Source organism: Dactylosporangium sp. NPDC048998, assembly GCF_043197855.1.
GTDB lineage: Bacteria > Actinomycetota > Actinomycetes > Mycobacteriales > Micromonosporaceae > Dactylosporangium.
Genome location: NZ_JBICTV010000020.1, coordinates 107,376 through 129,423, shown reverse-complemented (window position 1 = coordinate 129,423; position 22,048 = coordinate 107,376). Strand labels below are relative to the sequence as shown.

At 70.0% G+C, this 22,048-nt stretch carries 22 protein-coding genes; 7 read left to right on the top strand and 15 right to left on the bottom strand.

The window, feature by feature from the left end; translation table 11 throughout:
* Window positions 1-11 precede the first annotated feature (11 nt).
* The 3 genes from ACGFI8_RS33075 to ACGFI8_RS33065 all read right to left on the bottom strand — a co-directional run bounded on the left by ACGFI8_RS33075 (window position 12) and on the right by ACGFI8_RS33065 (window position 3,763).
* Window positions 12-965, bottom strand: a complete 954-nt coding sequence (locus ACGFI8_RS33075) for a phosphotriesterase (protein WP_392810748.1) — start codon at window positions 963-965, stop codon at window positions 12-14.
* Window positions 966-1,012: 47 nt separating this feature from the next.
* On the bottom strand, window positions 1,013-2,008 hold the full coding sequence (locus tag ACGFI8_RS33070) for a hypothetical protein (protein ID WP_392810747.1): 996 nt from the start codon (window positions 2,006-2,008) through the stop codon (window positions 1,013-1,015).
* Window positions 2,009-2,152: 144 nt separating this feature from the next.
* Window positions 2,153-3,763, bottom strand: a complete 1,611-nt coding sequence (locus ACGFI8_RS33065; RefSeq protein ID WP_392810746.1) for an MFS transporter — start codon at window positions 3,761-3,763, stop codon at window positions 2,153-2,155.
* A 197-nt stretch (window positions 3,764-3,960) separates the two neighbouring features.
* Between ACGFI8_RS33065 and ACGFI8_RS33060 the strand changes: the two genes are divergently transcribed.
* Entirely contained in the window at window positions 3,961-4,575 is a 615-nt protein-coding gene (locus tag ACGFI8_RS33060; RefSeq protein WP_392810745.1) for a TetR/AcrR family transcriptional regulator, read from the top strand.
* Window positions 4,576-4,625: 50 nt separating this feature from the next.
* On the opposite strand, the gene ACGFI8_RS33055 is transcribed toward ACGFI8_RS33060, so the two are convergent.
* The 5 genes from ACGFI8_RS33055 to ACGFI8_RS33035 all read right to left on the bottom strand — a co-directional run bounded on the left by ACGFI8_RS33055 (window position 4,626) and on the right by ACGFI8_RS33035 (window position 8,939).
* A complete protein-coding gene (locus tag ACGFI8_RS33055) occupies window positions 4,626-5,546 on the bottom strand; it encodes a LysR family transcriptional regulator (RefSeq protein ID WP_392810744.1) in 921 nt (306 codons plus the stop codon).
* A gap of 12 nt (window positions 5,547-5,558) precedes the next feature.
* Window positions 5,559-6,695 (bottom strand): NAD(P)/FAD-dependent oxidoreductase, encoded by a 1,137-nt coding sequence (locus tag ACGFI8_RS33050; RefSeq protein ID WP_392810743.1) that lies wholly within the window; start codon window positions 6,693-6,695, stop codon window positions 5,559-5,561.
* On the bottom strand, window positions 6,692-6,880 hold the full coding sequence (locus ACGFI8_RS33045) for a ferredoxin (RefSeq protein WP_392810742.1): 189 nt from the start codon (window positions 6,878-6,880) through the stop codon (window positions 6,692-6,694). Before ACGFI8_RS33045 ends, ACGFI8_RS33050 begins: the two co-directional genes overlap by 4 nt.
* Window positions 6,877-8,058 (bottom strand): cytochrome P450, encoded by a 1,182-nt coding sequence (locus ACGFI8_RS33040; RefSeq protein ID WP_392810741.1) that lies wholly within the window; start codon window positions 8,056-8,058, stop codon window positions 6,877-6,879. The genes ACGFI8_RS33045 and ACGFI8_RS33040 overlap by 4 nt, the downstream gene beginning before the upstream one ends.
* A gap of 110 nt (window positions 8,059-8,168) precedes the next feature.
* Entirely contained in the window at window positions 8,169-8,939 is a 771-nt protein-coding gene (locus ACGFI8_RS33035) for an IclR family transcriptional regulator (protein ID WP_392810740.1), read from the bottom strand.
* 65 nt (window positions 8,940-9,004) lie between these two features.
* Here ACGFI8_RS33035 and ACGFI8_RS33030 point away from each other — a divergent pair, with 65 nt between their 5' ends.
* Genes ACGFI8_RS33030 through ACGFI8_RS33015 form a run of 4 tightly spaced genes read left to right on the top strand, consistent with a single transcriptional unit; the run spans window position 9,005 to window position 13,357 of the window.
* The gene (locus ACGFI8_RS33030; RefSeq protein ID WP_392810739.1) at window positions 9,005-10,162 is read left to right on the top strand and encodes a cupin domain-containing protein; all 1,158 of its coding nucleotides are present in this window, start codon (window positions 9,005-9,007) and stop codon (window positions 10,160-10,162) included.
* Window positions 10,159-10,989 carry a fumarylacetoacetate hydrolase family protein gene (locus tag ACGFI8_RS33025; protein WP_392810738.1) on the top strand — a complete coding sequence of 277 codons (831 nt, stop codon included), beginning with the start codon at window positions 10,159-10,161 and terminating at the stop codon, window positions 10,987-10,989. The genes ACGFI8_RS33030 and ACGFI8_RS33025 overlap by 4 nt, the downstream gene beginning before the upstream one ends.
* Window positions 10,989-11,612, top strand: coding sequence for a maleylpyruvate isomerase family mycothiol-dependent enzyme (locus tag ACGFI8_RS33020; RefSeq protein ID WP_392810737.1), 624 nt, complete (start codon window positions 10,989-10,991; stop codon window positions 11,610-11,612). The genes ACGFI8_RS33025 and ACGFI8_RS33020 overlap by 1 nt, the downstream gene beginning before the upstream one ends.
* Window positions 11,613-11,626: 14 nt before the next feature.
* The gene (locus tag ACGFI8_RS33015) at window positions 11,627-13,357 is read left to right on the top strand and encodes an FAD-dependent monooxygenase (protein WP_392810736.1); all 1,731 of its coding nucleotides are present in this window, start codon (window positions 11,627-11,629) and stop codon (window positions 13,355-13,357) included.
* On the opposite strand, the gene ACGFI8_RS33010 is transcribed toward ACGFI8_RS33015, so the two are convergent.
* The 3 genes from ACGFI8_RS33010 to ACGFI8_RS33000 form a co-directional block, all read right to left on the bottom strand.
* Window positions 13,322-13,480 carry a hypothetical protein gene (locus ACGFI8_RS33010; RefSeq protein WP_392810735.1) on the bottom strand — a complete coding sequence of 53 codons (159 nt, stop codon included), beginning with the start codon at window positions 13,478-13,480 and terminating at the stop codon, window positions 13,322-13,324. The two genes, ACGFI8_RS33015 and ACGFI8_RS33010, sit on opposite strands and share 36 nt — an antisense overlap.
* A 114-nt stretch (window positions 13,481-13,594) precedes the next feature.
* Window positions 13,595-14,011: a hypothetical protein gene (locus tag ACGFI8_RS33005; RefSeq protein WP_392810734.1), complete on the bottom strand. Its 417-nt coding sequence runs from the start codon at window positions 14,009-14,011 to the stop codon at window positions 13,595-13,597.
* 392 nt (window positions 14,012-14,403) lie between these two features.
* Window positions 14,404-14,877 carry a MarR family transcriptional regulator gene (locus ACGFI8_RS33000; protein WP_392810733.1) on the bottom strand — a complete coding sequence of 158 codons (474 nt, stop codon included), beginning with the start codon at window positions 14,875-14,877 and terminating at the stop codon, window positions 14,404-14,406.
* A gap of 89 nt (window positions 14,878-14,966) precedes the next feature.
* Between ACGFI8_RS33000 and ACGFI8_RS32995 the strand changes: the two genes are divergently transcribed.
* Window positions 14,967-15,332, top strand: a complete 366-nt coding sequence (locus ACGFI8_RS32995; protein ID WP_392810732.1) for a hypothetical protein — start codon at window positions 14,967-14,969, stop codon at window positions 15,330-15,332.
* Between the two features lie 205 nt (window positions 15,333-15,537).
* Here ACGFI8_RS32995 and ACGFI8_RS32990 read toward each other — a convergent pair whose 3' ends face one another.
* The gene (locus ACGFI8_RS32990) at window positions 15,538-16,284 is read right to left on the bottom strand and encodes a class I SAM-dependent DNA methyltransferase (protein ID WP_392810731.1); all 747 of its coding nucleotides are present in this window, start codon (window positions 16,282-16,284) and stop codon (window positions 15,538-15,540) included.
* Window positions 16,285-16,503: 219 nt separating this feature from the next.
* Between ACGFI8_RS32990 and ACGFI8_RS32985 the strand changes: the two genes are divergently transcribed.
* Window positions 16,504-16,710, top strand: coding sequence for a DUF6199 family natural product biosynthesis protein (locus ACGFI8_RS32985; RefSeq protein WP_392810730.1), 207 nt, complete (start codon window positions 16,504-16,506; stop codon window positions 16,708-16,710).
* A gap of 52 nt (window positions 16,711-16,762) precedes the next feature.
* On the opposite strand, the gene ACGFI8_RS32980 is transcribed toward ACGFI8_RS32985, so the two are convergent.
* The 3 genes from ACGFI8_RS32980 to ACGFI8_RS32970 form a co-directional block, all read right to left on the bottom strand.
* Window positions 16,763-17,674 carry an NADP-dependent oxidoreductase gene (locus ACGFI8_RS32980; RefSeq protein ID WP_392810729.1) on the bottom strand — a complete coding sequence of 304 codons (912 nt, stop codon included), beginning with the start codon at window positions 17,672-17,674 and terminating at the stop codon, window positions 16,763-16,765.
* Between the two features lie 48 nt (window positions 17,675-17,722).
* Window positions 17,723-18,694 carry a TIGR03557 family F420-dependent LLM class oxidoreductase gene (locus ACGFI8_RS32975; protein WP_392810728.1) on the bottom strand — a complete coding sequence of 324 codons (972 nt, stop codon included), beginning with the start codon at window positions 18,692-18,694 and terminating at the stop codon, window positions 17,723-17,725.
* 258 nt (window positions 18,695-18,952) lie between these two features.
* Window positions 18,953-21,919: a BTAD domain-containing putative transcriptional regulator gene (locus ACGFI8_RS32970; protein ID WP_392810727.1), complete on the bottom strand. Its 2,967-nt coding sequence runs from the start codon at window positions 21,917-21,919 to the stop codon at window positions 18,953-18,955.
* Window positions 21,920-22,048: the final 129 nt, after the last annotated feature.

The window sequence follows — 22,048 nt, the reverse complement described above, 5'->3', positions numbered from 1 at the left end:
TCTGTCCTCGGTCAGTTCTTGATGGTCAGAAAGTCGGCGGGGTTGTCGACGAAGATGGTCTTGATCGCGGCCTCGTCGAGACCGGCGGCGCGGAGATCCGGGATGAGATCCTCGAAGATGTAGTTGACGGTGTGGCCCTTCACGCCCGGCCAGCCCAGCGGGCTGCAGTTGGCGTCCGCCGAGGCGAGCACGTTGCCCAGGTGGCCCTGACCGATGAACCGGAGGAAGTGCTCCAGCCGCTCCTTGCGCGGACGGGCCCAGAACGGCGGGTCCGGAAGCTCGGTCTCGTAGCCGAAGGTGTCGAACCCGATCCGCCCGCCCTGCTCCGCGATCCAGGTGTCGCGGGTCTTGTCGGCGTTGACGCCGTCGTCGACATGCCCGAACAGGACGCGGTCGAGCGGGAGACCCTCCTCGTTGAAGATGGCGATCGCGTTCTCGGCGTCGATCGCGAGGTGGGTCAGGATGGGCACGCCGGTGGTCAGCGCCGCGCGGGCAGCGGCGCGGTAGATGCGCTTGTCCAGGTCCGTCATGCGGCCACCGCGGCTCACCCCGACCTTGATGACGCCGGCGCGGCTGCCGGTGTCCCCGATGCCGACGGTGATCTCGTGGATGAAGTGCCGGGTCAGGTAGTCCACGCTCGCCCGGGCGAAGAACGGCAGCGCGGTGTCGCCGCCGACGAAGCCGGTGCAGGCGACGATGTGCACCCCGGTCTTCGCGGACAGCGACTTGTAATGGTCGATGTCCCGCCCGTTGCAGATTCCGGTCACGTCGACGAAGGTGCCGCCGCCGTACTCGTGGAACTGACGCAGCTTCGGGACGGTCTCCTCGTATCGCTGCTCGGGGCTCTTCCACCACTTCGTGTCCAGCTCGGAGCCCGGCATGCCGTACCCGATGTGCTCATGGACGGCCACGAGACCCAGTTCTTCGGCCGGGATCGGCCCGAGGACGGTGTTCACTCTCGACACAGCACTCACCTTTGCAAAGAGACTTGATGCCTTGGCCTGTCGCGCGTTCAGCGCACCGACAGCAGGTCACGCGGGTTGTCCACGAGCATCCGCTGGACGTCGGATTCGCTGAGGCCCTGTGCCTTGAGGAGGGGGACGAACGTGGTCAGCACGTAGCTGTAGGGCAGGTCTTTGGCCGGGTGGCCCTTGGCGACGCCGGTCACGTTGCTCGAGAGCAGGATCCGGTTGCCGTGGCCGGCCGCAACCAACTCGACGACCAGGGCGGCGCGCTCGGCGTCGGCGACGTGGGTGTCGTCCTCGGTGCCCACGTGGTCGAGGGCGACGTAGGCGCCGCGGGTCGCGACCTCGAGCGGCGCGCCGGCGGCGACGGCGTCCTTGCGGTCGAGCCCGCCGACGACGACGCGGTCGGCCGGCAGCTTCTCGTCCAGCACGACCTCGAGGTCGTGCACGGCGTCGTTGCCGTAGCGGATGGACACCGCAACACCGGTGGTCAGGGCGGCGCGGGCCGCACCGCGGAACAGGCTCTCGTCGGTCGCGGTCATGCCCGCGAGGGTCGCGGCGGTGGCCACGAGGCCCGCGGCACCCCGCCGCTCGACACGGGGAACCACCATGCCCTCGACGACCTCCTTGGCGAAGAGGTCGGCGAACTTCTCGGCCGGCCACGGCGTCGGGGGGTTGGTCTGCGGCGTCAGGAAGTAGCCGCCGAGCATCTCCTCGGGGCCCTGGCCCGTCGACGCGACGATGTGCACGCCGGTCGCGCGTGACAGGGCCTCGTACAGCCTCATATCGCGCCCGTGGAACATGCCGGTGCTGTCGACGATCGTCCCGCCGCCGTGGCTGCGGAAGTCCTTCAGCTTCCCGGCCAGGGCCTCGAAGATTTCGGCGCGGTCGATGGTGACGTCGAACGCGTACTGCGCTCCCGGAAAAACCGACAGCAGGGCCTCGTGCACCGCGACGACCCCCAACCGCTGCGCGGGGACGGGGCCAAGGACGGTGTTGACGGTGGCGCCGGCGGTGCGCTCGGCGGGTTGGGCGCCTTTCACTGGCATTCCTCTCGATCTCGCCGAGTGACCGCGGTCACGCCGGCGATGTGAACGATGTCATGTCGATTTACATCGTGTCAAGAAATCATTCAGTAGGTAAAGACTACTCTCGCGGGGACCTCAATCGGCTCGACGGCGTGCAGCTCACCCGGCGGGGACGAACTCCTCGTCGATCACCGGCGCCTCGACCTCGGCACGCTTCGAGCCGAAGAGCCCGAACAGCGTCAGCGCCGCGGCAGCGGCGGCACAGAGGCCGGCGACCAGGAACGCGAGGCTGTAGGCGCTGCCGAGCGAGTCGAACGCGAGCATGTGCAGGCTGGCCGGCATCGGCACCGGCGGCATGTCCGGACCGGCACCGGGCACGACCGGCATCGAGTTGATCGCCATGGCACCACCCTCATGTGCGATGCCCCCGGCGATGTCGGTGTACGGCGGCGTGAGCCCGGACTCGCCGATCGCCCCGCCGACACCAGCGCTCAGGTCACCGTTCGCCCGGCTGACCGCGAACGCGGCGATGAGCACCGGACCGAGCGCGAAGCCGAAGTCGCGCAGCAGGTTGGTGGTGGCACTGGCCATGCCGGCGAGCCGCAGCGGAACGGTGTTGATCGCGACGGCCGTGATCGAGCCGACGGTGAGCGCGAAGCCGACACCGAGGACCAGCATCGGACCGATGAACTGCGTCCAGCCCATGTCGTGAATGTCGAACGTCGAGCACCAGATGCCGCTGAGGGCGATCAGGGCGAAGCCGACAGTGAGCACCCAACGAGGCGAGAAGTTCCGGATCAGGTGGGAGACAACCGGCACCAGCACGAAGGCCGGCCCCTGGATGAACAGGAACAGCACGCCGATCTTCAGAGCGCTCTGGTGCTGGATCGCGCCGAGCCAGATGCTCGTCGAGTAGCAGGTCGCGAGGAACGCGAACATGCCGACCACCGTGGCGATCGCGACGATCGCGTAGGAACGGTTGGCGAAGATGTTGAGGTGCAGCAGCGGGACGTCCGTCCGCAGCTCGATGACGACGAAGGCACCGAGGAGCACGAGGCCCGCGACGAAGGCGCCGATGATCTCAGGGCGGGCGAAGCCGGCTTCCGAGCCCTGCGTGGCAGCGAAGAGGATGGCGATCAGACCGAGGGCCAGCGTGACTTGGCCCGGTATGTCCAGCTTGCGCCCCTCCGGCGCCGAGGAGTCGGCGGCGAACTGGGTGATGACGAGCGAGACGACCGCCGCCGCGATGACCACGATGTACGACGTTCGCCAGTTGCCCGCTGCGGCCAGCCACCCACCCATCAGCGGGGAGATCGCCGCACCGATCGAGAGGAAGCCGGCCCAGACGGCGATGGCTTTGGATCGGGACTCCTGCGACGGGCTGACCGCGGCCAGCATGGCGAGCGAGATCGGATAGAGGATCGCGGCTCCGAGACCCGCGACGACCTGCCCGACCCACAGGATCTGGACCGTCTCGGCGACGTAGCTGACGAGCGAGCCGGCGACGGTGAGCAGAGCACCGACCTGCAGCAGCCGCTTGCGACCGAACAGGTCACCGATCACGCCGGTGGTCAGCTCGAAGACGACCATGGGGATGGCGAAGGCGGCCGTGACCCAGGTCAGTTCGGCGCCGGTGGTCTGGAACTCCTGCTGGAGGGTGCCGTTGAGCGCGCCAGGCAGCGAGTACGCCACCTGCGCGAGGAGTACGGCGAAGCAGCCGGCGACCACCGTGGCGGTGTAGCCCTGCTTGCGCGCAGCGGTCTGCGTCATTGCGGACTTCTCCTTGTCGATAAGCCGGGGGCGATCGGTTCCGACCGCGCGGGATCGGCCACCCCGAAGTGAGCGCGATCACCTGTTGGATGTGCAAGGTGTCATAACGCTTGACACGGCGTCAAGAGTCTGAGCAACACGTAATCAGAACGGCCGGTACGCATAGAACGCAGCCAGCATGCTCTATGCTGGCGGGCATGGCGACGCTTCGTGAGGCACAGAAGGAGATGACGCGAAAGCTCCTGCTCGACGCCGGCCTGGACCTGTTCGTGTCCAAGGGCTATGCGACGACGACGGTCGACGACATCGCGTCGGCGGCGGGGACGACGCGGGTGACCTTCTATGCGTACTTCCCCTCCAAGGTCGACCTGATGAAGGCCCTCATCTCGGAGCGGCTCAACGCCGTGCTCGACCGGGTCCCCTCGGCCGAGCACGGGTCGACCGAGCGCGAGTTGGTCGCCGTGGTCGAGGACGGCTCGCAGGAGCGGATCCGCGCGTGGCTCGCGTCGACCTCGCAACGATGGGATGCGATTCGCCCCTACACCACGGCCGCCTTCGAGGCCGCAGCCGTCGACCCCGAGATCCGCACGCTCCTCGACGAGTGGCTGAACGAGGCCATCGGTGACATCAAGGACGGGCTCGACCGTGCCGACCGGTTTCCAGCCGGCACCCGCCACATGCGCAGCGTCATCGCCATCACCGAGCTCGACCACGTCGCGCGCCACTGGACAGCGGGGACCTGGGGTGTCGGGCACGACGAGATGCTGGACGTCCTCACCGAGAGCTGGGTCGGCTCGATCGGGCGCCACTGAGCGCTAGGCCGCGCCGGCCCGTGCGACACGTCAGCGCCGCACGATGCGTGTCACGGTCTCGCTGCGTCGAACAGGAGCTGGCGCAGCCATGAGATGAAGTAGTGGTCGCCCAGATGCGGGTTCCACACCATGTCGATGCCCAGCCCCGGGAGTTGGAACGGGAACTCCTCGATCCGCAGGCCGACGAGCGTCCGCATCTCAGCGGCGACCCGGTAGCGAAGGAGGGCGACACCGCCGGCCCGTCCGACCAGGTACGGGACGAGCAGGAAGTCGGAGATCAGCTGGCCGACGCGGTAGGTGACCCCCTTCTCGTCGAGCACCGAGTACGGAAAGACCCGCCGCTCGGTGTCGACGATGACGTGCGGCTGCGTCGTCAGCAGGTCGAGCGTGCTTGCTTCCGGTGGTGTGCCTGTCGAGGCCACCACCACGATGCGGTCGTCGTACAGGCGCTCCCGCGGGTACGGCGACGTGAACGCCTCGGAGAGCAGCACGACGTCGACACCGTGCTCCGTGAAGGTGGTCTCCGTCGGCACGGTGATGGTGCGCACGCGGAGGATCGCGTTCGGGGCTCGTTCCGCCACAAGCCGAACCAGCCGTGCCCCGAGGACGAAGGCCGTGCTGGTGGTCATCGCGACGGTGATGACACGACGATCCGTCGCCGGATCGAAGCCCGGGAAATTGACCACGTCCGCGGCCTGCTGGAGCGTCGCCCGCAACGGCCCGATCAGCTCAAGCGCGCGGGGAGTCAGCGTGACACTGCTCCCTTGCCGGACGAGCAGGTCGTCGCCGAAGAGATGACGCATGCGAGCCAGCGCGTGGCTCATCGCCGGCTGCGTCAGACCGACGCGCTGGGCCGCCTTCGTCACCGAGCGCTCCTCCAGGAGCGCGAGGAGGGGCACCAGCAGATTGAGGTTGACCGACGTCAGTCGATACAACCCGGAACCCGTGGTGCCCTCTGCGTCGTCGCTCATCGTGACGAAACGCTACACGGGTTCCTGGCTCGCACGACGCAGTCGCGGGATCGGTATCCGGTAGTTCAGCGCCGCAGCCGCACCGGAGCCGTCGTCGTGCGACCAGCGCATCAGCGCCGGACCGCCGGGCCCTCCCTCGACGTACCTCGGCGCTCCGTCCAGCGGGAGATAGCCGACGGCCTTGAGACTGAGCCCGAACTGCTCGGTCCAGAAGTACGGCTGGAACTGCAGCGGCGGCGTGTCGTCCCCGCGAACGAGGGCAGCCGCAGCAACCTTCGCCTGCTCGATGGCGCTGCTCCACAGCGGGATGCGTCGCAGCCCGTAGGGCGTCGGGAACGCGGCCAGGTCGCCGACGGCTGCGACGTCGGGGCGCACCAGTCCGCGCGGGTCGACCTGAACGACGCCCTGGTCGGCCAGGCCCGTGTCCGCGAGCCACTCCGTGTTGGGGACGTCACCGACGGCGGTCACCACCAGCTCGGCCTCGAGGACGGCGCCGTCGTCGAGTACGACACGTGCGTCGCCGCCACGCCCCTCGAGTCGCGCCGATCCGGTCTCCACGATGGTGAGCCCGCGCTCCAGCGCTGCCGTGACGAAGACGTCGGCCAGGTATGGGCCGAGCTGCAGGATCAGCGGCACGCCCCGGGAGACAAGGGTGACCCGACAACCCGCGGTCAGGCAGCCCGACGCGATCTCCATGCCGAGCGGACCCCCGCCGACCACGACGACTGATGGTCGTCCAGCGAGGCGCTTGCGCAGGGCAAGTGCATCGTCGAGGCCGCGCAGCGTGAACTCCTCGGGAAGGCCGGACAACCGTCGCGCACGGGACCCGGTGGCGAGGACGACACGGTCGTAGGAGAGCGCCGTGCCGTCGTCGAGTGTGACGAGTCGACGGTCGACGGCGAGTCCAGTCGCGCGTACGCCCAAAAGCTCGGTCGCCCCGTGGGTGGTCGGCGGAAGCTCGTGGGACGACATGTCGTCGCCGTCGAGCAGCAGCGTCTTCGACAGCGCCGGACGGCTGTACGCCGCGTGCGTCTCGTCGCCGACGATGGTGATCTCACCGTCGAAGCCGACGTCACGGAGCGTGTCGGCCGCGGTAAGGCTGGCGATGCCGTTTCCGACGACGACGACCCGCTGGATCGGCGTACTCATACGAGCCGCAGGGCCGCGACCGGGCAGACCCGGACCGCGGCGCTGGCCAGCCCGGTGTCGGCGGCGCTGATCTCCTCGCGGTCGATCACCAGCTCGCCGTCGTCGTCGAGGTGCATCAGGCCGGAGGCGGCCTCCTCGCACAGCCCGTGTCCCTCGCAGCGCGCCCGGTCCAGGACGATCTTCATGCCGGCACCACCTCCAGGACCGGCAGCTCCTCGATGCTGCGGGTGATGTTGCTGGGGACGCGGACCTCGGGGCCGGCGATCAGTCGCTCGACCCGGCGGGCCAGTGCGTCGATGACGGCGTGCGCCTCGAGGCGGGCCAGCCCCTGCCCGGCGCAGCCGTGCGGGCCGTACCCGAAGGACAGGTGGTCGATCGGGTTGCGCTCGACCAGGAACGTGTCGGGGTTCTCGTAGTGGCGAGGGTCCCGGTTGCCGGCGCCGAACAGGATCGCGACCTTCGCGCCCTGCGGGATCAGGACACCGTCGACCTCCACGTCCCGGGTCGCGCGACGTCCCCAGGCATGGATCGGCGCCCAGTAGCGCAGCACCTCGTTGAACGCGGCCGGCACGAGCGACGAGTTCTCCCGGACGAGCGCGAGCTGCTCGGGGTGGGCCGCGAACAGGGCCACGATGTTGCCGATCGAGGCGATCGTGGTGTCGACGCCGGCACCGAGGTACTGGTGGATGATGTGGCCCGCCGCGTTGGGCGGGATGTCGCCGCGCGCCTCGGCCTCGAAGATCCCCCGGCCGACCGAGCCGGGCGTCAGGTCCTCGGCGGTGATGGTCGAGCACCATTGGTACAGCTCGCCGGCGATCGGGAAGCTCTCCGCGGTGCGCTGGTTCATCGGTCCGATGACCTGCATCGCGGCCTGGCCCCAGCGCAGCATGTTGTCGCGGACGTGGCCGGTGAACCCGATGAGATCCGCGACGACCTCGAGCGGCAGCGCGCGGGCCAGCCCGTCGATGGCCTCGAACGAGCCCTTGTCGACCAGTTCCTCGACGAGCGAGTCGGCCTTGGCGTCGATGCTGTCCTTCAGGCCGCGGAGCGCACGCGGCGACAGGTTCGCGGTCAGGGTCGCCCGCAGCCGCGTGTGGACCGGCGGGTCGGAGGCGAGGGACGTGCCCGTGAGCGCCTCGTTGACCATCGGGTTGAACCCGATCGCCCCTTCGGAGGAGAAGCTCTCCCAGTCACCCAGGGCGTTGCGGATGACGTCGTACCTCGTGAGCACATAGACGTCGTTCGCCGGCAGATGGACGACGCCTCCAAGGTCGCGCAGTGCTGCGTACGAGGGGTACGGGTCGACGAGCACCGTGTCGTCGAACAGGTCGAGATCGCAGATGGGAACGGCTGAGTCGGTCATGGGTTCACCTCGGGTCGGCACATTCGGTGAGCCCATTGGAAGTGGCCACGCTCACATCAGGCAAACGCATGTTGTGCATGACGCGACATGCACATGGTGCATGCATCCACTCAGTCGCCGCCTGCCTCGATGGCCCCGGCCGCCCCGCGGAGGGTGGCGACGAGCGCCGGAAGCTGATGGCGGTCGTAGCGGACCGCCGGCATCGAGATGGAGAGTCCGGCGAGCGCCGTACCGTCCGCGTCGCGGACCGGGACGCCGAGCGCGACGACCCCCCGCTCCGACAGCCCGTTGTTGAGCGCGAACCCGGCCCGGCGGACGCGGGTGAGCCGACCGCGAAGGGTCGCCATGTCCGGTCGTTCGTCAGGGCGCTGGACGTACCGCTCAGCGGCGTAGAGCTCGTCGACCTCGGCCGGCTGGAGCTCCGCGAGCAGCACGAGCCCGGCCGTGGTGCGGTGGGCCGGGAACACCATGCCCTCGCGCGAACCCACCCGGAGCGCCTGCCGGCACTCGACGCTCGCGATGAACCGCGTCGTGTCGCCCGTGCGGATGGACAGGTTCGCCGACTCCCCCACGACGTCGACGAGCCGCTGGAGATGCGGCAGGGCAGCGGCCCGCAGCTGCGACGTGCGCGACTGCGAGTGCGTGGCGAGTTCGAGGACCGGTCCCGGACGGTAGACCCGCCGGTCGTCCTGGACCGCGAAGTCGCGGTAGACGAGCGTCTGCAGCAATCGGTGGGCTGTCGAGCGCGCCACCCCGAGCCGCTCGGCGACCTGGCTCACCGCGAGCCGGCCCTCCAGCTGCAGCATGACCGCGATGCGGAGCGCATGGTCGGCACTGGTCACCAGATACGTCGGTGGGATCTTCGGTTCCGCACTGCCCATGTCCTGCTCGTTCCGTTCTGCAGAATTCTGCGTTCTGCTGATGCCACCAGCGTCATCGTAGCGATATGACCAGGCCTGACACCCCCGTCCGCCTGAAGGCGGTCTCGGCGCCGGACCAGCCGGACGTGACGCCTGCGCTCGAGGAGCTGTACCGCGGCTTCGAGCAGGAGCTGCTGGTGCCCCTGTGGACCGAGATCGGCGACCTGATGCCGGCGCACCCGCGGTCGCGGGCAGTGCCGCACCTGTGGCGTTGGGGCAACTTGCTTCGCCTCGCTGAGCGGGCGGGCAACATCGTCCCGGTCGGCCGCGGGGGTGAACGTCGTGCGATCGCCCTGGCGAACCCGACGCTCGGCGGTCGGCCGTTCGCGACGCCGACGCTGTGGGCGGCGATCCAGTACCTGATGCCCGGCGAGGACGCTCCCGAGCACCGGCACACCCAGCATGCCTTCCGGTTCGTCGTCGAGGGCTCCGGTGTGTGGACCGTGGTCGGCGGCAGCGGCGAGACGGCGGTCGGCGACGCGGTCCCGATGCGCCGCGGCGACTTCCTGCCGCAGGCCGGCTGGAACTGGCACGCGCACCACAACGCGACCTCCAAGCCGATGGCCTGGATCGACGGTCTCGACATCCCGTTGCAGTACGTCACCGAGTCGCAGTTCTTCCAGTTCGGCCGCGAGCAGATCAGCGCGGCTGAACGGATCACGCCGGAACGCTCGCGCTCCGAGCGGCTGTGGGGCCACCCGGGCCTGCGTCCGCTCTCGGTGGGCGAGGTCGCCCCCGGATCGCCGCTGCTGGCCTACAAGTGGGAGCACACCGACGCCGCCCTCGACGACCAACTGCTGCTGGAGCAGGAGGGGTACGGCGGCACCGTCGAGCCCGGCCACGCGGCCGTCCGGTTCAGCAACCCCCACGACGGCACGGACGTGCTTCCCACGATCCGCGCGGAGTTCCACCGGATCACCCGCGGCGCGCAGACCGCACCGCTCCGCGAGACCGGGTCGTCGGTCTACCAGGTCTTCGACGGCTCCGGCACGGTGACCGTCGGCGACCGGACCTGGTCGGTCACCCGGGGCGACCTGTTCGTGGTGCCGTCCTGGGAGCCGTTCTCCGCCCGGTCCGAGGCCGGCACCACTGACTCCGATTCCGGCGCCCTCGACCTCTTCCGTTTCTCGGACGCGCCCGTCTTCGAGGCGCTGCGACTCGACCGTCAGGAGAACCTCCGATGAAGCTCGCCACCCTCCGCGTCAACGGCGGTACCCGTGCCGTCCGCCTCGACGGGGACGTCCTCGTCGACCTCGGCCACTGCGACCTCGGCGCCCTGTTCGCGCAGGACGGCTGGGCCACGACCGCGGCCTCCGCGACCGGTGAGACCTGGCCGGCCGAGGGCGCAGACCTGGCTCCGGTCGTGCCCCACCCGTCGAAGGTGGTCTGCGTCGGCCACAACTACACCAACCACATCAAGGAGATGGGTCGCGAGCTGCCGGCGTACCCGACCCTCTTCACCAAGTTCGCCGACACCCTCATCGGGCCCAACGACCCCATCGCCAAGCCCGCCGAGACCGACGCCCTGGACTGGGAGGTCGAGCTCGTGGTCGTGGTCGGCAAGCCCGTGCGGCGCGCCACCGAGGCGGAGGCCGAGGCCGCCATCGCCGGCTTCACCGTCATGAACGACATCTCTGTCCGCGACTGGCAGTTCCGGACCATCGAGTGGACCCAGGGCAAGATCTGGGACTCCTCCACCCCCGTCGGCCCGTACGTCGTGACGCCCGACGAGGTCGGCGGCGTCCGCCCGGCGCTCGAGGTGAAGACGACCGTCGACGGCCAGGTCATGCAGCAGGACGACACCGGAACGCTGCTGTTCGACCCGGTGCACCTGGTGCGGTACGTGTCCACGGTGATCCGGCTCAACCCGGGCGACCTGATCGCGACCGGCACGCCCGCAGGTGTCGGCCACGCGCGCGACCCGAAGGTGTACCTCGTCGGCGGCGAGACCGTCGTGACCGAGATCGCCGGGATCGGTGCCTGCACCAACCAGGTCGTCAAGGCGTCCTGATGCCGCGCACGCACGCCGAATCGCTGCAGTGGGTCGAGCACGGAACGCACCTGCTCGCCACGCAGGTCGCCGCGCTGGACGAGCAGGCGATGACCGAGCCCAGCGCCCTGCCCGGCTGGACCCGCAAGCACCTCGTGGCGCACATCGCCGCCAACGCCGACGCGCTTAGCAACCTCGTGCACTGGGCCAGGACCGGCGAGCGCACGCCGATGTACTCCTCGATGGACCAGCGAAACGCCGACATCGAGTCCGGCGCGAGGCTCTCCGCGGCCCAACTGGCGGCGTGGATGAACGCATCCGCGCGCAACCTCGCGGTCGCGATGGACGACCTCACCACGGACCAGTGGCGCGCCGAGGTCGTCACCGCCCAAGGCCGGACCGTCTCCGCCACGGAGATCCCGTGGCTGCGGGCCCGCGAGGTCTGCGTGCACGCCGTCGATCTCGGCACCGGGCTGGCCTTCGCAGACCTCCCCGACGGGTTCCTTTCCGCGCTCGCGGTGGACATCCAGGCCAAGCGCGGTCTCGTCGGGGTTCCCGACGGACCGCTGCCCGAGGTGGTCGCCTACCTGACCGGCCGTCCCCACACCCTCGCCGGGGTTCCCGACCTCGGCCCCTGGCTCTGAGGAAGGCAAGGAACTTGAGCACCCCTGACGTTGTCATCGTCGGCGGCGGAATCGGCGGGCTGAGCGCCGCCTTCGCGCTGTCCCGCATCGGACTGCAGGTGCGGGTCCTCGAGCAGGCGAAGGAATTCGGCGAGGTCGGCGCGGGCATCCAGCTCGCACCGAACTGCACGCGGATCCTCGATGACTACGGGCTGCTCGAGGAGGCCAAGGCCCGCGGCGTCGTACCCGAAAGAATGGTGATGCGCGACGCGGTCGACGGCAGCGACCTGACCTCGCTCGACCTCCGTGACCTCGAGCGGAAGTACGGCTTCCCGTACCTGGTCATCCACCGCAGCGACCTGCACGGACTATTCCTCGAGGCCTGCCGCGAGGCCGGCGTCGAACTGCTCACCGAACAGCGGGTCGCGGCGTACTCGCACGAAGGGGACACCGCCACCGCGACGACCGAAGCCGGCACCGTCCATGAGGCGGCCGTGGTGATCGCCGCCGATGGCCTGCACTCCGTCGCCCGGAAACGTTTCATCGACGACCAGCCCGTCAACTCGGCCTACGTGGCCTACCGCGGCACCGTGCCGATCGCGGAGGCGGGCCGCCCGGTCGACCTCTCCGAGGTCGTCGTGTACGTCGGCCCCCGCTGCCACTTCGTCCATTACGGACTGCGCGGTGGCGACCTCCTCAACCAGGTCGCCGTCTTCGAGTCCCCCAAGGCACTCGCCGGGCTCGAGGACTGGGGAACACCCGACGAGCTCGACACCGCCTTCGCCGGGACCTGCGACGCCGTTCAGCAGGGACTGCCGCACATGTGGCGCGACAAGTGGTGGCGGATGTACGACCGCGACCCGATCACCACCTGGGTCGACGGCCGGATCGCCCTCCTGGGCGACGCCGCCCACCCGCCGCTGCAATACCTGGCGCAAGGCGCGATCATGGCGATCGAGGACGGCTGGGTACTCGCCGGGCACGTCAAGCGACTTCTGGGCGACGACGGCGCCGTCGACTGGGCGGGCGCACTCGCGGCCTACGAGGCGGTCCGACCGGAGCACTGCCGACGCGTGGTGCTGACGGCTCGCGCGTGGGGCGAACTGTGGCACCTCGACGGCGTCGAGCGCGAGCAGCGCAACGTCCTGCTCCGCGCCCGGGAGGCCGACGACTACTCCTTCACGGACTGGATCTACGGCCCGACCGCCCGCTTCCCCGAGGACGAGCCGGCGATGTTCGAGCCGATCCCACTGGTATCGGCGCACCGTGACCTCGTGCATGACGTACCCCGTCCGGCCGCATACTGTGACGACATGTGCGAGCTGGACGCGGTGCCGGACGCGGAACAGGTGTGGTGTGTCGGGGCGGTGGTCCTCGACGCACAGGGGCGGGCGTTCCTGCAGCGGCGCGGGCCGGACCGGTCGCTGTTCCCCGGGTGCTGGGACCTCGTGGCCGGGCATGTGGAGCCCGGCGAGACGTTGCGGGAGGCGCTCGCGCGGGAGATCACCGAGGAGACCGGGTGGAGCCTGCAACGGGTCGTGCGGGATCTCGGCGTGGTCGTCTACACCGGTAACGACGGGGTGCGGCGCCACGAGGTGAGCTACGTGGTCGAGGTCGGCGGGGATCTCACGGATCCGAAGCTGGAGTGGGACAAGCACACCGAGTACGCGTGGTTCGGCCGGGCCGAGCTGCCCCGGATTCTGCAGAACAGCCCGCCGTTCGACCAGCTGCTACACGACACCGTGGCCCGCGCGCTGCAGCCCTAGGCGCCGACGGTGAGGTGCGAGCCGCAACTCGTACAGGAACAGCAGATACGGCATCGGCATCAGGGTGCCGGCGGCCACGAAGAGCTGCTTGCCGACCGGGTACGGATGCTCGGTCCTTACCACCCCGACACGTTAACCACCCGGGCCAACCTCGCAGCCTGGCGCGGTGAGGCTGGGCCCCCTCCGCTTCGCACCCGGCCGGGGTCGGGTGACCACGGCCGGGTGCGGCGGCATGCGTCAGCTGGAGGCGACGCCCAGGTGGGCCTCGCCGCCGTTCTCCTCGCCGCCGAGGCCGCTCAGGCGGTCGTGCAGGTCGTCGATGTCGCCACCCGTGAACGACGGCTGCTCGCCCTCGTCGTAGCCGACGCGGTACTCGACGTGCTGCCCATGCTCAAGCGCGCTCGTCTCGGCCTGCGCGTGGTCGTGCTCGAACACGCCGAACTGCTGGCCGAAGTCCGTCTCCGAGCCGTGGTCCTCGTGCAGCTGGTCCAGCGCGCTGTGCTCCTGGCCCGCCTCGTAGTGGCCAAAGCCGACGTCGTGGCCGCCGAAGGCGTCGGGCTGGTCGTTGCCTGTGAAACCCGGGTCGAGCGTCTCCGGCTGGTCGTTGCCGGTGTAGCCGGGGTCGAGGTGGCCGCCGTCGTCGTAGTCGCTCATCCTGTCCGTCCCTCGGAATGTTGCGGTGGGTGTTCGTGCTGAACGATAGGCGCCCGGTTCTGGCCCGCGTATCCCCAAACCGCGCCACCCCCGCTCGGCCTACCGTGGGCTCCGACCCCTCCGACGGGGTGACCCGGGCGCGGGGTGTCCAGCGGGGCGACCGTCCGGCCCTCGTACTGCGCCGACAGCACGATGTGCGTGCGCAGCTCCCCGTGCGTGCCGACGCGCTCCACGACGCCCTCGAACTGGGGCAGGTCGCGGGCGTCAACAGTAACGGTGTGTGAGTTCCAGGTCCGCTCCGGCGGCTGCTGCCCTGCCAGCACGCTCATGCTTGATTGCCGATGACAATGCGCGGTAGGCAGCGCACGCCCGGAGCCGCGTGCGATGCGCTTCTAACCGCGCCTTGGTGCCGTCCGCGTTGGGGTTGAGACGGCCGCCTCGTACCTGAGCAAGGTATCGACGAATATCCGTTGTTGTGCTGGGCTCAGCGGCGCGAGGGCGTGTCGCCATGCACGGGCACCCGGAGACAGCCATTGGGCGATGGCGGGACGGCTGTCAGGGCTGATGTCGATGATGCGCCGGCGGCGGTCTGCGTCGTCTTCGCGCCGTACCAAGACACCTTTGCGGCTCAGATCGCTCACGATCAGGCTCACCGTGGTCGGTGCCACACCCAGCATCCCGGCCAGTTGAGAGACGGTCAGCGGACCGTCGAGCAGGAGCAGGGACAGCATCGACAAGTGCCTCGGCGCGAGATCAAGTGACCGTAGCTGTTCCGGCAACGGCAGACGTTTGACCCTGCCGACCAGCCTTGGCATCACCAGGAGCAACTCCCTGACCGCGTTGTCCGTGGTATCAGCCGTTGACATCCGCCCATCCCCCCAAATACTTTTGTTTCTAAAGATGATTTGCAGTCAAACCTGTTGCGGAGGATGGTATGCCCCACCTCGGCGTCCACGTGCTGGAGAGCGACCTGGCCGGCCGTGAAACCGCTTTGATTGAGAAACTGACCGACGCGGTCGTCGCCGTCTACGGGGAGTGGGCCCGAAGCATCGTGGTCGTGCAGTTGATCGGCCTGGCGCCCAACCGATGGGGTGTCGGCGGCGCGCCGGCACAGGCGCCCTCGCCCAGGGTCACGTTCGGCATCAAGGAGGCCGCGTTCAGCCGCCCCGACGCCGACGATATCGTCGCCCGCCTCGTCTCCGGGGTCACGGACGCCATCGTCGACGTCTTCGGGGAACGCGTGCGCGCCGGCGTCACGGTCGAACTCGTAGGCACCCCGGCCGGGCGCACAGGCATCGGCGGAGTTGTTGTCACGTCGTAGCTCGTCCATCCAATGCCGGAAACGGTCACGACCAGCCACGCGCCACCGGCGAACCCATGGTCCTGGTCGCCGACCTCGCCGGCGGCCTCCTGACGATCCGCCCGGCACGGACCGCGGCACGAATGCCGGCCGAGCTGCCGTCGCCGTCGTTGCGGTGATGTCGTTGTGCGGCCGGCAGTTGATCAGCGGTCGATCCGAGTCGCCGTCAGTCCGGCAGGACTGGCTTCTCCCAGACGGACACGTGCTGGGCGCTCTCGCTCGTGAACGGCTCGCGGTGCCAGTTCGCCCACCGGTCGCGCAGGTGCAGGCCGGCCATCTGGGCCATCAAGTCCAGCTCGGCGGGCCAGACGTAGCGAAACGGGATCGAGTGGAAGCCGCCGCGGCCGTTGACGACCTCGACGTAGTTCGAGCTCATGGACTGGGTCGCGACGTCGTACAGGTCGTAGGCCCACCGCGTCTCGCTCACGTGGAACGGCACGGCATCCTGCCCGGGCGGGAGCCTTCGCAGGTCCGGCATCATGACCTCGATGACGAACCGGCCGCCGGGCTGCAGGTGCGCCGCGACGTTGCGGAAGCAGGCCACCTGCGCCGCCTGCGTCGTCAGGTTCATGATCGTGTTGAAGACCAGGTACGCCACGGAGAAGGCCCCGTCCACCCGCGTCGTGGCGAAGTCCCCGATCGTCACGCCGATAGCGTCGCCGCCGGGCTTCTCGCGCAGCCGGGCGACCATGGCCCGCGACAGGTCGATGCCCTGCACGGCGACGCCGCGGGCCGCCAGCGGCAGCGCGATCCGCCCAGTGCCGATGCCGAGCTCCAGCGCCCGGCCCCCGTCGGCGAGCTCGACGAGCGTGTCGACGACCGGTTCGACCATCGCCGGGTCGGCAATGTCCGCCGACGACTCGTCGTACCTGGCCGCGATCCGTTCCCCGAAGTACCCATCTTGATCGATCACCGCAGGACCCTATCGCGGCACCCCCGGGCACTGCGCGGGGGTTACCCACGCCAGCCCAGCCTTCTCCAGCGCATCCGCGGCACGCGGAGCTTCCTCGGGGAGGGCCCATGACGCTAGGGGTCCGACCGACACTGTCGTCAATCTCGCGGACCATTCCGCTCCATCCACCGATGGATGCCGGCCATCGGGTCAGGGCGATAGCTTCCGGGCATGGTCCTGGTGCTCAGCTTTATCCTGCTCCTCGCGCTCCTGCTGTGGGGCGTCATCTCCCCGGAGTCGCAGTGGAGGACGCTGCAGGCCTGGAGCTACCGCAACCCGGAGGCCAACGAGCCCAGCGACACCGCCTACACCCTGACGCGGATCGGCAGCGCTATCGCCCTGGCGGTGCTGGTCTGTGGCGGCCTCATCCTTGTGGTGGGCCGGTGAAGTCCAGTTCCGACTCGCCGGCGGCGGCGCCACGGTCGCCTAGGTCACCCTCTCAGGGGACGAGCACGAGTTTGCCGTGAACATGGCCACCCTGGCTGAGGCGTTGTACCTCGGCGGCGCGTTCGAGTGGATACGTGCCGGCTACCGTGGTGGTCAAGTCGCCGCGCGCGGCCAGCTCCGCCAGCCCGGCCAGATCGCCCGTGGACCAGTCCTTCGGCGTGCCAGCACTGAAGGTTACGCCTAGCTCCCCTGCGGCCGGGTCGGCGACGGTGACGATCCGGTCGGTTCCTCCACGCAGCACGATGGAGTCGGGGAGCGCACCTTTCCCGGCCACGTCGAACACGGCGTCGACCTGCCGGGACAATGCACGAACCCGGTCGACGAGGCCCTCACCGTAAAGTATCGGGATGGCGCCCAACGACCGGACATAGTCCTGATTGTCTTCGCTCGCGGTGCCGATGACCGTTGCGCCGCGGGCAACGGCCAGCTGAACGGCTACGGTCCCCACCGACCCGCTGGCCCCGTGGATGACCACGGTTTCCCCGGCTCGTACTCCCAGTAGGTCCAAGCCGCGTTTGGCGGTCTCACCAGCGGTGGGCAACGTGACCGCATCGGCGAACGACAGCTCGGTCGGTATGCGAGCAATCTGGCTGGCCAGGGCATATTCGGCGTACGAACCAGCCGGAGGGTCGGCCCAACCGGCCACCCGCTCGCCTACCGCAACATCCGTCACATCTTCTCCGACCCCGTCGACGACGCCGGCAACGTCGATGCCGGGGATTGCCGGCAAAGTGGTCGGGATGATGGCCTGCATTGCACCGGATCGGATCGTGGAGTCCACCGGGTTGACCCCGCTCGCATGCACCCTGATTCGCACCTGCTGCGGTCCTGGATCGGGCACAGGAACGTCGGCCACGTGCAGCACCTCGGGGCCGCCGAATGTGTCGAACACTATCGCCTTCATGTCGCGCGGACCCTTCATCGTTGGTTGTGCATGAGCCGTCGACACGCGTCAGGCGCCGATGGTCGCCCGCTGTCGCACGCGGGGCAGGACCTCGCTGGCGTACAGGTCGCAGAACTCCCGGTAGTGCGGGCCGATGTTGGCGACGTACACCTCGTCGTAGCCGGCCCTGTCGTACTGCTCGATCATGGCCAGGTGCCGGTCGGGGTCCGCGCCAAGCACGACCACGCTTTTGAGCATGTCCGGTGTGACCAACCGGCTGGCCTGCTCGAAGTGGCGGGGTGACGGCAGCACCACGGCCAGTTCACCAGGCAGGGCCATCGTGCGCCACTTCTCGTGCGCGATCCGCAGCGCCTCGTCCTCGGTCTGGGCGTAGCACGCGAAGAAGGCGGCCTGAGTGGGTTTCGATCCGCCTCCGCCGGTACGGAACCGTTGCACCAGGTCGCGCTCCGGCGCGATGCCGATGTACCCGTCGGCGATCCGCGCGGCCAGTTTGACGGCTTTCGGCCCGAGGGCGGACATGTACACCTTCGGCGGCTGGTCGGGCAGCGTGTAGAGCCGCGCGTTCTCTACGCTGTAGTGCTCACCGTGGTGGGTGACGGACCTTCCGGTCCACAGCTTGCGCATGACCTCGACGGCCTCTTCGAGCATGGCGAGGCGGACGCCGGCCGGCGGCCAGGGATCGCCGAGGATGTGCTCGTTGAGGGCTTCACCGGTGCCCACGCCCAGGGTGAACTTCCCGCCCGTGAGCACCGCGCTCGTCGCCGCCGCCTGGGCGACGACCGCAGGGTGGATGCGAACCGTAGGACAGGTCACCGCGGTGGTGATCGGCAGTGAGCAGACCTGACTGAGCGCGCCGATCATCGACCAGACGAACGGGCACTGCCCCTGCTCGTCCAGCCAGGGATGGTAGTGATCCGAGATCCACAGACCCTCGAAGCCGGCCCGCTCGGCCGCCATAGCCCGTTCGATCAGATCAGCCGGCCCGTTCTCTTCACACGACAAGACATACCCGAGCCTCATGCCAGCTCAGCTACCCGCTGCCGAGCCGGCTAAGCCACCCGAATGCCTCCGGCGGGGCGGCGACCGACGCCGACTAGACCCGACTCGAAAGCGCCAGCCCGTTCCACAACCGGCCAACGTGGATGCGACCGGGGCGACGAAGGCAAGCCATCGATCGACCAACACCGAGCAACCAAACAGTCCGACGCCGCGAAGGACGCTGCGCCAGGTGACCTCCGCATTCGTCAATCCCCGCCCGGATCGGCGGCACAGGTCGGATCATCCGGCGAGCGCCTCTCGGGCCTGGTCGGATTCGTGGGGCATCAGGCCGCCGGTGGCCAGCGCCTGACGCAGGCAGTCCTGGCCCGCCGCGGTCCGGCCCTCGGCCAGGTGAGCCAGGCCGGCGGTGAGCAGCGCCCGGCCCGTGCCGGGCGGCCAGCCGCTGCGGCGGGCCAGGGCGAGGCTGGCGTTGGCCTGCATCAGGGCCAGAGTGAACCGGCCGGCCTGGCGGTGCGTCTCCGCCAGGCCCTGCAGGCAGATCGCCTGGCCCTGGACGCCGCCCAGGTGCCGGTGCAGGAACAGGCCATATTGCAGATAGGGCCGGGCCTTCTCGGGTTGGCCCGCGCCGATCAGAACCAGTCCCAGGCTGCCCAGGGCGACCGCCTCGCCGCCCAGGTCGTTGTTCTCCTGGCAGAGCGTCAGGCAGCCGGCCAGGGCGGCAAAGGCCGAACGGTACCGCCGGCAGTCCAGGTACACCTCGCCGAGGTTGTTCAGCGCCCGGCTCTGCCCGATCCGGTCACCGATCTCGCCGAAGCCCCGCCAGGCCTGGTCCTGGCAGTAGGCGGCGCGCGGATAGTCGCGCAACGCGTTGAGCACGATGCCCAGGTTGCCCCACCGCCGGGCCTGCCCGGTCGGGTCGCCCAGCTGCTGCACGATACGCAGCGCCTCCTCCAGCCGTACGGCAGCCTCCGGGTACCGGCCCAGCAGGAAGCAGGCCGAGGCGTGGTCGTCCAGCGCCTGCGCCTGTCCGGCGAGGTCGCCGATGGCCTGGCTGAGCCGGATCGCGGCACCGCTGCTGTCGGCCAGGTCGTCCAGGCGCATCCGGACCCGGAAGTAGGGCGCGGCGGCCCGGGCGATGAGCACCGCGGACCTGGCTTGCGCCGGATCGGCGGGATCGGCCTGGGTGACGATGGCCAGCAGGTTGGCGCGTTCGGTGTCGAACCACTCCAGGGCCGCTGCGTATTCCGGGTCGCCGGGACCTCCCGCGGCCGGCCGCAGCCGAGTGCGGGCTTCCTGCGCGGCGGACAGGTAGTGATCGGCCAGCCGCGTGCGGGCCGCCGCCTGAGCCGGCGCCGGCTCGTGCTGCTGGGCCAGTTCCCGGGCCACGAGCCGGGTCAGGTCATGCATCCGGTACCGGCCCGGCTCGTGTTCCTGCACCAGCTGGGCGTACCCGAGTTCGTCGAGGGCCGGGCCGGCCGGCTCGCCGATCAGCGCGGACACCGCCGGTTCGGGCAGGTCGGCGCAGCCGGTCAGGGCCATCGACCGGAAGGTACGCGCCGGTGCCGAGGTGGGCTCGAACATCCGGTAGCTCAGCTGGATGCTGCCGCGTACCGCGAGGTCGTCCACGCGCAGTTCGTCGAGCCGGTGGCGTTCGTCCGCCAGCCGTTCGACCAGCCGGTTGACCGGCCACTCGGGACGGCCGGCCAGCCGCGCCCCGGCGATGCGCAGGGCCAGCGGCAGCCGGCCGCACAGCTCCGCCAGCTGGTGCAGACACTGCGGCTGGGCCGCCGCCCGGTCCGGGCCGACATACCGGCCGAGCATCGAGGCCGCGTCCCTGACCGGTAACACGTCCAGGGCCAGCCGGTGGGCGTCCTCCAGGGCCAGCGGTGCCCGGCTGGTCACCAGCGTGATGCTGGCCGAGCCGCTGGGCAGCAGCGGCGCCACCTGGCCGGCCGAGGCCGCGTTGTCCAGGATGACGAGCAGCCGGCGGCCCGCGGTCATGGTCCGGTACATGGCCTGCGCCTCGGTGTGGCCGGCCGGGATCTGCCCGGGTGGCACGCCCAACGCCCGCAGGAAGCTGTCCAGCACCGCCTGCGCCGGTACCACGCTCGGGTCCCGGTCCTGGCCGTGCAGATCCACGTGCAGCTGCCCGTCCGGCGCGTACCCGGACAGCCGGTGGGCGGCACGGTTGGCCAGCGCCGACTTGCCCACCCCACCGGGGCCGCTGATGATCGCTACGCCGCCGGCCTTGCCGGCCGGGGCCAGCCAGCCCAGCAGGGTGGCCAGCTCCCCGTCCCGCCCGGCGAAGGTGGACAGATCGCGGGGCACCTGCCGGGGCCGCAGCGGGATGCCCTGCTCCTGCCGCCAGGCGCTGGGTTGCGGTGCCGGCGCGATGCCGGCGGGCGGCGCGCCGGTGCCGGCACCACCGGAGGCGGGGACGGTGGCCGCGGCGGCATGGGACACCGGCGATCGGGGCGACGGCGGGGCGTCGAGCACACTGCGGTACGCCCCGCGCAGCTCGGCGCCGGGGGCGAGGCCCAGTTCCTCGCGCAGATGCCGGGCCACCTGCTGGTAGGCGGCCACGGCGTCGGCCGGGCGGCCCAACGCATGCAACACCCGCACGTACCGCGCCCACAGCGTCTCGCGCAGCGGCGCCGTGTGTGCCCCGTTGGCCAGGTCGATGGCCAGGTCGGGGGGCGGGCCCATGGCGAGCCCGGCGTCGGCCCGCGCCTCGAGCAGGTCCAGCCGCAGCGACTCCAGCCGGTCGACGTATCCGGCGATGAACCGGGTGTGGGTCACGTCCTCCAGTGGCCGGCCGTGCCACAGCCGGGCGGCCCGGGCCAGGGTCTGCTGGGCGCTGGCCGGTTGCCCGGTACGCAACTGGGCGCGGCCGACGCTGATCAGGTGCCCCACGAGATCGGCGTCGACCTCGCCGGAGCGCACCGGCAGCCGGTACCCCGGGCGGTGTGTGATGATCCTCTCGCCGTGCGGGTCGCGCAGCAGCCGGCGCAGTCGCAGTACGTAGTTGTGCACTGCCTTGGCCGCGTTCGCCGGTGCATCGCGTCCCCACAGTTCGTCGACGAGTAGGTCGACCGGGGTCAACTGGCTGCCGCGGGCCAGCAGCACCGCCAGGAGCAGGCGTTGTTTCGCGGCGGGTACGGCCTGCCAACCGGTGGTGTCGTGGTGCACCGCGACCGCGCCCAGTACCCGGTAACACGGCTGGACCGCCGGGGCTGGTTCACCCATTGCGCCAACCTCAGTCTCTCTTGCAGCCGATCCCCCGACCATGATCATAAATGTCGACGCCTGGCGATACCACGGCGATACCGGACCGCGCCAGGATGCCTGCGGCGCGATGCGCGCCAACGGCACAGT